Genomic DNA, 9,663 nt, shown 5'->3' with positions numbered 1-9,663 from the left:
GAACGAATAACGCACGCCCAGGGTCGCGGTGTGATCCTGGTAGTCTACGTCATAAGAACCAGCGGTCCCTGCTTTGCCATCAAAGTTGAGGTCTTCAACAGTGAAGTACTTGTAGCCGACGTCCATGGTGAGACGCTCAGACAGCTTGAAGCCGACGCCCAGCAAGCCCTGATAGGCGATGCCGGAAGCTTTGTCGGAGAAGCCGTTTGCTGCGGCGCCAGCCGCAAACGTACGGTTGGATGCTTTTGCATCCACGCGCGCGCCACCAACACCGAGACCGATGTAAGGCTGGATCGAGCCACCTTTGTTGAAGTCGTAAAGGCCATTGACCATCAGGTCAGTGACGCTGGCGTAGCCAGCAGGCGCAGCCGTTGCGCCGGTCAGCGTGCCGTTGATGCCGTTCGGGACATCAAGATCACCGCCGCGCTGGCCGAGCACGCCCTCAAGGCGCAGACCATTGGCGAAGCCATAACCGAGGCCAACGCTGAGGCCGAGGTTTTCGGAAACCGACGAGTCGCCGACCATCGAGCCGTTGAAGGCTGCCGTCGGATCGTGATCAACAGTGCCGTCGAAGGAATACTGGATATCGGCGCGCGAATACCAGCCGTCTTCGGCGTGCGCCGTGGCGCCAGCAGTCGCAAAAGCGGCCGCGGCAGTCGCGCACAACAGAGTTTTCTTCATACTCAATCCCCTTTTGTGTGCCGAATGACGGGATTGTCCTCGGCCGCAGGTTCATAGCGGGTATCAACCGCATGCTTTGGTGTTAAACGTTTTTTCCGCCGTCCGCGAGCATTTTTAGTCCGATTACCCCCGAATGCGGTGGAAATTTTCGCTTACCGAGACCCTTTTGCAACAGGTCACCATAGCCGTCAAACAACGCATTGTTAACGTACGCTGAACGACAAATCACAAACGCCGTGATCCGGGCGTTGGTTCCAGCCCGGAGACAAATTTTTTGATTTTCGGCCGCATTCCACAGCCTCCGCTCGAGAGACCGGATTTCGTGCCAGAAGCAGATTCGCCGCCGAATCAGCCCTGCAGCCGCTTAACGGCTGAGCCACGACTTCTGTTCCGGAAAGAAGGCTGCTGAAGCGGCAGTGATCGAGGATCCACATCAGGCAAAACCATCGGCCGCCTCGCCGCAGAACAGAGACGGGAAATACCCCGCGCAGCGCTAACCCAAACCCGCATACAGGGTCGGCAACCTAAGCGAGAAAGCTGAGCCCCAGATGGTTCGCCGCCCTGCCCGCGACAGAGCAAGGCGCTGGCCAGACGATCCGGCACTTACATCAACAAAACTGGAAGGAAGGGGAGAGATGGTACCGCCTCTCCGGCTTGAACGGAGGACCTCTGGTTCCACAAACCAGCGCTCTAACCAACTGAGCTAAGGCGGCATCTGTTCCGGCGACATACAGCTACCGGAAAAGGGTTTCAAGCAGAGAGAAGCGGCCCGAAGCCTCTCCCCTGCCGAAAAATGATCAAATCTTCACAACCTGGTCGAACTCAAGATCAACCGGGGTACCCCGGCCGAAGATCGAAACGGTAACTTTCAGGCGGCCATGCGCCTCGTCGATTTCCTCGACAGCCCCTTCGAAGCCCTGGAACGGACCATCATTGACCTGAACCTGCTCACCGATCTCGAAGCTGACCTTCGGACGCGGACGCTCGGCCGAGGTATCGGTCGACTTGCCGAGAATGCGGTCAACTTCCTTCTGACGGACCGGCAGCGGCTTTTTCCCGCCTTCAGCACCGAGGAAGCCGGAAACCTTCGGCGTGTCCTTGACGAGGTGATAGATATCGTCGGTCAGCTGGGCCTTCATCAGCACATAGCCGGGGAAGAACCGCTTCTCGACCGTCTTCTTCTTGCCGCGGGCAACCTCGACGACTTCTTCAGTCGGCACTTCGATCTCTTCGATCAGGTGCAGCAGGCCCTTGCGCTCCGCCTGTTCGCGAATCGTGGCGGCCACCTTCTTTTCGAAGTTGGAATAGGCGTGGACAATGTACCACTTGGCATCAGGCATGGGGCGAACGCGCTCCGGAAAGTCTGTTAGCGTCACGGCAGCCATCAGGCGCCGCGTACGAAATTCACGAACAGGGTTATGACTGTATCGGTCAGGAAAAGGAATATCGCGATCAGGATCGACATGATGAGCACGAAAATCGTCGCCTGGATCGTCTCCTGGCGCGAGGTCCACGTCACCTTGTTACCTTCCGCACGCACCTGGCGCAGGAATGTAACCGGTCCAACCCGCTTTTTCTTTTCCTTCTGGTCCTTAACGGCCATGTCACCACTCACTTGAAAGGCGGGCGATTAGCCCTTTTGGGCGCCCGCGTCCACGGCAAATATGCATGGAACTCCTCTTCAGGAGCGCCAACCCGCTGCAGATGTGCGGTGAGTTGCCCTCCGAAACAAGCCCCGCCCTGCCCTAAACCTTGCCGAAAGCCCTGGGTGGCAGGCCGGGCACATCGACTTCCACAGCAAACAGACTGCCAGAGAGTGGGCGTGCGTCCAGCTGCGGGAAGCTGAGCCCGGTTCTGGCCGTCGTGATGAAAAGGGTGCGCATGTCCTGCCCTCCGATGACGCAGCCGGTAGGCAGCGGCGCGGCGAGGATGATGACCTTGTCGAGCATTCCATCCGGCGCAAACCGTGCCACGCGGGACGCGCCATGCAGGCACACCCAGAGGCCCCCTTCGCTGTCAACCGTCGCGCCATAGGGCAGGCCGCCCAGCTCATGCGTAAACGCAAAGGTCCGCCGCCCTGAAAGCGCGCCCGTCTCGGGGTTCACGTCGAAGGCCAGGATTTCCGCCTCGGCACTGTCGCAGGTGTAGAAGGTGCGCCCGTCCGGCGAGAACTGCAGGGTCTTGGTGACCAGCACCGATGGCAGGCGCAGCGGCGCCACCGTCTTGTCGGGGCCATAGCGGTAATAGACCCCGCTCGGGTCGCGCTCGGCCTCGTCCATCGTGCCGAACCAGAAGGAGCCATCCGGCGCCACGCCGCCATCACTGGTGCGGTTGGTGGGCGGTTCATCCGGCAGGGTGCAAAGCCGCTCATAGGCTTCGTTGGCCGGATCAAAGAACCCGATCTCCCGGTCAGCCGCCATCAGCAGATGGCCGCCATACAGCGCCAGGCTGCTGGCCTTCACCGGCAGGTCATAGCGGCGGGTATTGCCGGTCTTGGGATTGTAGCGGTGCAATTTTGCCCGGCGGATATCGACCCACCAGAGGAAGCCCTCGGAGGGGCTCCACAGCGGCGCCTCGCCCTGCATACAGCCGGTTGGCGCAACGCATTCAGGGGAAAGGATCATGGCGGAGAGACCGTCGCAATGGATGGAAAGGGCGAATTAATCCTCGCCGAGAAGGCCTGCAAGATCGGCAAGTTCAAACAAGCCCTCCCGCAGCGCCTCACTGGCGGAAATTTCATCAACGTCAGCGCCGAGGGCATCCAGGGCGAGGCCATAGGCCTCCCGCAGCGGACCATCAGCCACCAGCAGCACTTCATCGCCGGGATCGTAATGGGCCGCCACATCGGCGCCGATCAGCAGGCCGACAATCGCCGCCGCCTTGCAGGCAGGGTCAAGCTGACCGGTGAAGATCGCCGCCTCGACCGCAAAGACCGGGGGCGCGTCCTCGGTATCGAGCGCGCGCTCTACCCATTCGCGGAAGACGCGCGGATCGAAGATCTGGGCGGGGCTGTCCTTCAGCGCCAGAGCGCCGGCCGTGAGCAGCAGGTCTCGCAGCTCGGAGGTGATTTCGGTGGAGAGGCCAAGGATGCGGCCATGTTCCAGATCATAGTGGCGCGTGTGGCGGCCGGCGATGCAGACAGCGGCGTGATCTTCGCCGAGCCCCGCAAGAATGGTCTCGGAGCCGCACGAGATATCCGGCGGAGAAAGCTGGCGCAGCCAAGGCACAATCCAGATGCCATCGCGCGCCATCAGGTGACCCGGCAGGGCCATCAGGGGACCAGGAATGGACACGTTGGTGACAGATTGGGACAGAATACCCACATCGCCGGACACGATGACCGGCACGTCCGGCCACGCCCCCAGCCATTCGCTGACATGGAAGCGGATGCGCGAGAGATATTCGGACGCAGCGATTCGCTCCGGCTCGTGCATCACGGCAGAGGACAGGATCTCTCCCTCCTCATCATAGGCCCAGGCCGAGAGCCGGGAGCCTGACCAGTCCAGGCCAATCAGCGCGAGGCTGTCTTTCATCTCAACTGCTTTCCGATGACCGACGCATCTGACGTTTCTCATCCGGTGTGGGCCAGCCAATGCTCCGGCGCAAGACGCAAGATGCCCTATTGCTCTTGCTGCGGCGCAGCGGCGGCCTAAACACGGGGTAGCAGGATCAGCCAGGCGGAGCAGCAGCCATGTCTTCAAACGAGTCCAGACCCGCAGAAGCCGCGCAGGCGCTTCTGAAGCTGGTGGACATCATGGCCCGGCTGCGCACGCCGCAAACCGGCTGCCCCTGGGATCTGGAACAGACCTTCGCGACCATCGCGCCCTATACGATCGAGGAAGCCTATGAGGTGGCCGACGCGATCGAGCGCGGCGACATGAGCGACCTGCGGGAGGAGCTGGGCGACCTGCTGTTCCAGGTGATCTTCCACAGCCGCATGGCCGAGGAGGCCGGGGCCTTTGCGCTGGCCGATGTGGTGGGGGCCATCAATGACAAGATGATTCGCCGCCACCCGCATGTGTTCGTCGCCGCCGATGGCCGGGACGCAGAAGGCCAGACGGTGGCCTGGGAAGAGGTGAAGGCCGCCGAACGCGCGGCGAAAGGCAAGAAGGCGGAGGACACCAGCGCGCTGGCCGGTGTGGCGCTTTCCCTACCCGCCCTGCTGCGCGCCGAAAAGCTGCAGAAGCGGGCGGCGCGGACAGGCTTTGACTGGACAGAGGCCGCCCACATCTTCGACAAGCTGGAGGAGGAGACCGCCGAAGTGAAAGAGGCGATGGCCAGCGGGGACGCAGACGCCATCGAAGACGAGATCGGCGACCTCTTGTTCGTGGCCGCCAATCTCGCCCGCCGGCTATCGGTTGACCCAGAACAGGCCCTGCGCCGGGCAAACGCAAAGTTCGAACGCCGCTTCCGTGCCATGGAGGCGGCAGCGGCAGAGGCGAGCGTGGACTTTGCGTCGCTCAGCCTGGAGGAACAGGAAGCTTACTGGCAGAGCGTGAAAAAGGCAGAGCGGGGGTAAACGGGCCTACGATTGCTCCAGCGACGCGCTCGCCGCCAGTTCGGGAAACTCTGCGCGGAACTGGCCGAGGCGTTCAGACGAGACACGGACAGAAACTTCCGTACCGCCATCGTCGAGCTGGTTTTCCGCGGTGACTTCGCCATGCTGATGCAGCCAGGCGCGCGCCTTGCCATCTGCAGGGCTGAGCGTGAGGCGGATTTCCGTCCGCCCCCGGAGAAGTGATTTCTCGATCAATTCCAGCAGGCCGTCGACGCCCTCGCCCGTGAGCGCGGAAACAGCGGCTGCAGGTGGATCATCCGTGATCGCCGCAAGCGCGCACAGGGATTCGGCCCGCTCCGGCGAGAGCGCATCCATCTTGTTCCAGGCTTCAATCATCGGCGGCAACGGCAGGCCGGATTCGGTTTCCAGCCGCTCCAGCACCAGCGCCACATCTTCGGCTTGCTCCATATCCGACGCGCTGGCGCGGTCACGCACATGCACCAGCAGGTCCGCCTGCAGCGACTCTTCAAGCGTCGCCTGGAAACTGTCGATCAGGTGGGTGGGCAGATCGGTGATGAAGCCGACGGTATCGATCAGCGCGGCTTCGCCCAAGGTGGGCAAATCCAGCCGGCGGATGGTCGGGTCGAGCGTGGCGAAGGGCATGTCCTTGGCGAACACATCGGCCCCGGTCAGCCGGTTGAACAGGGTAGACTTGCCAGAGTTCGTATACCCGACGAGCGCAATGACAGGTTTGCCGGAGCGCCGGCGCCCTGCCCTCTGCACTTCGCGGGTGCGCTTTACGTCATCCAGATCACGCCGCAGACGGACGATCTTGTCGTCCAGCATCCGGCGGTCTGCCTCAAGCTGGCTTTCGCCGGGACCGGAGAGGAAGCCCCCGCCGCCGCGCTGGCGCTCAAGGTGGGTCCAGGTGCGCACGAGACGTGAGCGCTCGTAAAGCAGGCGCGCAAGTTCCACCTGCAGGCGGCCCTCTTTGGTGCGCGCGCGCAGACCGAAGATTTCGAGGATCAGGCCAGTCCGGTCGATCACCTTCACGCCGAGGCGCTTTTCAAGGTTGCGCTGCTGAACGGGGGTCAGCGAGGCGTCGATGACGGCGAGCGTGGCGTTCGTCTCGGCAATGTCATTCGCCATGCGGTCAAGCAGGCCACCCGATAGCAGGAAGGAAGAATTCACTTCACGGACATGATCAGGCCGGATGAAGCCCAGCTCACAACCAAGGGCTTCGACGAGACCGGCGGTTTCGGACAAACGGTCCGGACCCGGCCGGTCCCTCGGTGTGAACCACGGGATCACGACGCCGGCAATTTCCGGCGCCGGAAGGCGGTCAATCAGTTTTTCAGTCAAACGGGATCAGTCTCCGTCCATTTCCTCATCGAAGAGCTGGACCGGCGCGCTGGGCGCGATGGTCGAGATGGCATGCTTGTAGACCAGCTGCGGCGGGCGTCCGTCACCCCGGAGGAGGATGCAGAAATTGTCAAACCATGTGACAACACCCTGAAGCTTTACACCGTTGACGAGGAAGACGGTGAGCGGGGTGCGCGATTTGCGGACGGCGTTGAGGAAAGTGTCCTGGAGGTTTTGCTTCTTATCGGCGGACATCAGTTTTTTCTTTCTTGTTTTTTGTTGTCTTATCCTGCGCAGCTAATGTCATTGTTTACCCTGCGCAAGGGTGTTCCCCCTTTACCCCCGCCAGAAGCTTAGGGAAAGAGCCGGTAACACGGTCAGAATTTCAACCCTGCCTAAAACCATGGCAATACTGAGCAGGATCTGACCCACCGGACCCAGATTGTCTGTAGCCTGCCCAATCAGCCCGCCAGAGCTGGTCAGCGCGCCGATGGAGAGCCGAATCGACTCCTCGAAAGGCACGTTGAGGAAGGCCAGCACCGCGATCACCGAGAAGACCGCCCCCGCATAGACGATGAAATACACCCACACGCCGATGACGCTGCGCTCGTCCAGCTCGCGGTCGCGGAAGCGGAAGCTGAGGATTGAGCGGCGATAGCCGAGTTGGCGGAACTCCTGCCCGGCACGCTGCCCCAGCACGATGAAGCGCGCAATCTTGATCCCGCCCGCCGCCGAGAGGGCCGAGCCTCCGATCAGCGCGGGCAGCACGGCAAGCGTCAGCGGGATCTCCGCGTCGCGCGCCCCGGCCGAGAGCGGGATGCCGGACGTCGACAGGCTGGACAGGGACCAGCCGAGGCCATTCATCATCGACACGCCGAGCGGAAGGGTTGCGGCCGCAAAGATCAGCATCAACAGCAAAAAGACCACCGTTTCGGGGTCCGTGATCGCGGAACGCACAGCGCCGATACGCAAGGGCAGCCACACGGCCAGGCCCAGCGCGCCGATGGCCAGGCCAACGGCCAATATGAAGCTCGCCACCGGATTGGGCGGCAGGAAGGTTTCCGCATCCGGCAGAACAAGGCCGGTAGAGATGACACTGACCGCATCAGCCAGCGCCCGCACAGGCGGCACGCCCGCCATCAACAGCAGCAGCAGGATGAAGCTGACCGAAATGCCCAGCATCAGGCCGACGCCGGCGCAGATGCGGGGCATGGCATCGAAATAGCTGGCGTCCGGAACGGTGAACAGCACCGTGCGGTGAACGCCGGGGCCGCCGAGATTGATCGCCGCGAACACGCCGGCTGCCATCACGACGGCCGCATAGGTGCCCAGCAGGTGCAGGATGCCGCGCCAGTAAAGCAGGCTGATGGGCCAGGAGGCTTCGGAAAAGCCCAGAATGGAATGCCCCGTGGTGGTGAGACAGGAAGCTGCCTCGAACAACGCGACCGCAACGGAATTGTTGGCCACGCCGAACACGAAGGGCATGGCTGCTGCCACCGGCGAGAGAAACCACCAGAGCAGCACAACGGCCAGGGCATCAGACGGGCGCGCGCGGCGGGATGGTTTTGGCGCCAGCAGCAGAACGCTGGACGCGAAAACCGAAATGCCGAGCGCGGTGGCACCGAAGGAAATGATCTGCTGGGTTTCGCCCATCGCCCAGGCCAGCAGGGCCGCCGAAGCCGCGCAGCCTGCCAGGATAAGCATCAGCAGGCCAAGAACACGGACGACCGACGAATAATTCATGGATCAGAAATAATCCGGGTTAACCCGGAAGAACTTTTCGACCGTGCGCACCATCTCGGCCTCATAGAAGACGATGAGATGATCTTCCGGGCGCACGGTCACGTCTTCATCGGCCATGATGATCTGGTTGCCGCGCACCACGGCGGCCGCCGTCATGCCTTCGGGAAGATCATCATAGCCGAGCGGCTTGCCGATCAGCGAAGAGGTTTCCAGCGTGATGCCCTCGGCCACTTCCGCCATGCCGTCTTCCAGCGATTGCAGGTTGAGGATACGGCCCCGGCGCATGCGCATCAGGATCTGTGAAACAGTCAGGGCGCGCGGGTCGAGCACGGTGTCCACCCGCATGTCGGAGGCAAGGCCGGCAAGTTCGGGCGAATTGATGAGGGCAAGCGCCCGTTTGGCACCGGCGCGCTTGGCGAGGTTGGAGATCAGGAGGTTCGCCTTGTCATCATCGGTAATGGCGATGACGAAATCCGCCCGGTCCACGCCGCCTTCGGCGAGAATGTCCGGGTTCAGACCATCGCCCTGGATGACGATGGAGCGCTTGACGGCGGCCACGGCCTTGTTGGCGCGCTCGCCGTCCCGCTCGATCAGGCGGACGCGGATATGGCTTTCCTTCTCCAGCATCTTGGCCACATGCAGGCCGACATTGCCGCCGCCCACAATGACGACGTGATCGAGACGGCTCTGTTCGGTGTTGAAGATGGAGGTGAGGCGGCTGGCATGGGCATCGAAAACCGCGATATAGGCGCGGTCGCCGGGCTTGAGCACATCCTTGCCGCGCGGGGCGTGAACCGCGTCCCCCCGGCCGATGCCGATGATGCGCGCGGAAAGATCCGGGAACAGACCTTTGAACTGGTCAACCGCCACATCGATCAGCGGATTGTCGGCACGCAGTTCGAAGCCGAGCAGCTTGATCTGCCCGCCGGCGAAATTCGCGCTCATGATCGTGCCGGGCGTGCGGAACCGCTGGAGGATGGCGTCGCCCACTTCAGCCTCCGGCGAGATCACCATGTCGATGGGCAGGCCCTCGCGGGAGAAGATGTTCTTCCAGGCCGGCTCCAGATAGGACCGGTCGCGCACGCGGGCGATCTTGAAGGGCACCGAGAACAGCGTGTGGGCGATCTGGCAGATCACCATGTTGATTTCGTCGAAATGCGTGACGGCGATGATCATCTCGCAGTCTGCCGCGCGGGCGCGCTTGAGCACATCAGGATGCGCCGCATGACCGACAATCCCCCGCACATCCAGGTCAATGGACACCTGATCCACAAGATCGGCGCTTTCGTCGATAATGGTGATCTCGTGCTTTTCCCGAGCAAGGCGGCGGGCAATGCCCTGCCCTACCCGCCCGGCGCCGCAGATCAGAACGTGCATAT

At 62.4% G+C, this 9,663-nt stretch carries 10 protein-coding genes and 1 tRNA gene; 1 reads left to right on the top strand and 10 read right to left on the bottom strand.

Translation table 11 applies throughout. From position 1 onward, the window contains the following. From HPO_RS08630 to HPO_RS08605, 6 genes are all read right to left on the bottom strand, one after another. A partial coding sequence (locus tag HPO_RS08630) for an outer membrane protein (RefSeq protein ID WP_035597171.1) occupies positions 1–681 on the bottom strand: 681 nt, incomplete at its 3' end. 636 nt (positions 682–1,317) lie between these two features. After that, positions 1,318–1,394, bottom strand: a tRNA-His gene (locus tag HPO_RS08625). 84 nt (positions 1,395–1,478) lie between these two features. Then, complete coding sequence (gene nusG, locus HPO_RS08620; RefSeq protein ID WP_035597054.1) at positions 1,479–2,021, bottom strand: transcription termination/antitermination protein NusG; 543 nt, start codon at positions 2,019–2,021, stop codon at positions 1,479–1,481. 44 nt (positions 2,022–2,065) lie between these two features. Next, positions 2,066–2,284 (bottom strand): preprotein translocase subunit SecE, encoded by a 219-nt coding sequence (gene secE, locus HPO_RS08615; protein WP_035597051.1) that lies wholly within the window; start codon positions 2,282–2,284, stop codon positions 2,066–2,068. A 142-nt stretch (positions 2,285–2,426) separates the two neighbouring features. Continuing rightward, positions 2,427–3,305 (bottom strand): SMP-30/gluconolactonase/LRE family protein, encoded by an 879-nt coding sequence (locus tag HPO_RS08610; protein WP_035597048.1) that lies wholly within the window; start codon positions 3,303–3,305, stop codon positions 2,427–2,429. 36 nt (positions 3,306–3,341) lie between these two features. Further along, positions 3,342–4,214 (bottom strand): 2-dehydro-3-deoxygalactonokinase, encoded by an 873-nt coding sequence (locus HPO_RS08605; protein WP_035597045.1) that lies wholly within the window; start codon positions 4,212–4,214, stop codon positions 3,342–3,344. A 158-nt stretch (positions 4,215–4,372) separates the two neighbouring features. On the opposite strand from HPO_RS08605, the gene mazG reads away from it, so the two are divergent. Further along, positions 4,373–5,200, top strand: coding sequence for a nucleoside triphosphate pyrophosphohydrolase (gene mazG, locus HPO_RS08600; RefSeq protein ID WP_035597042.1), 828 nt, complete (start codon positions 4,373–4,375; stop codon positions 5,198–5,200). A gap of 6 nt (positions 5,201–5,206) precedes the next feature. On the opposite strand, the gene hflX is transcribed toward mazG, so the two are convergent. The 4 genes from hflX to trkA all read right to left on the bottom strand — a co-directional run bounded on the left by hflX (position 5,207) and on the right by trkA (position 9,661). Continuing rightward, positions 5,207–6,541 (bottom strand): GTPase HflX, encoded by a 1,335-nt coding sequence (hflX, locus tag HPO_RS08595; protein WP_035597039.1) that lies wholly within the window; start codon positions 6,539–6,541, stop codon positions 5,207–5,209. Between the two features lie 6 nt (positions 6,542–6,547). Next, the gene (gene hfq, locus HPO_RS08590; protein WP_035597036.1) at positions 6,548–6,796 is read right to left on the bottom strand and encodes an RNA chaperone Hfq; all 249 of its coding nucleotides are present in this window, start codon (positions 6,794–6,796) and stop codon (positions 6,548–6,550) included. 81 nt (positions 6,797–6,877) lie between these two features. After that, a complete protein-coding gene (locus HPO_RS08585) occupies positions 6,878–8,284 on the bottom strand; it encodes a potassium transporter TrkG (protein ID WP_035597033.1) in 1,407 nt (468 codons plus the stop codon). 3 nt (positions 8,285–8,287) lie between these two features. Continuing rightward, the gene (gene trkA / locus HPO_RS08580; protein WP_035597030.1) at positions 8,288–9,661 is read right to left on the bottom strand and encodes a Trk system potassium transporter TrkA; all 1,374 of its coding nucleotides are present in this window, start codon (positions 9,659–9,661) and stop codon (positions 8,288–8,290) included. Between the last annotated feature and the right edge of the window lie 2 nt (positions 9,662–9,663).

Source organism: Hyphomonas polymorpha PS728, assembly GCF_000685315.1.
Lineage (GTDB): Bacteria > Pseudomonadota > Alphaproteobacteria > Caulobacterales > Hyphomonadaceae > Hyphomonas > Hyphomonas polymorpha.
Note: the sequence above shows the minus strand (reverse complement) of the source record. Positions and strands in the feature narration are given on the sequence as shown.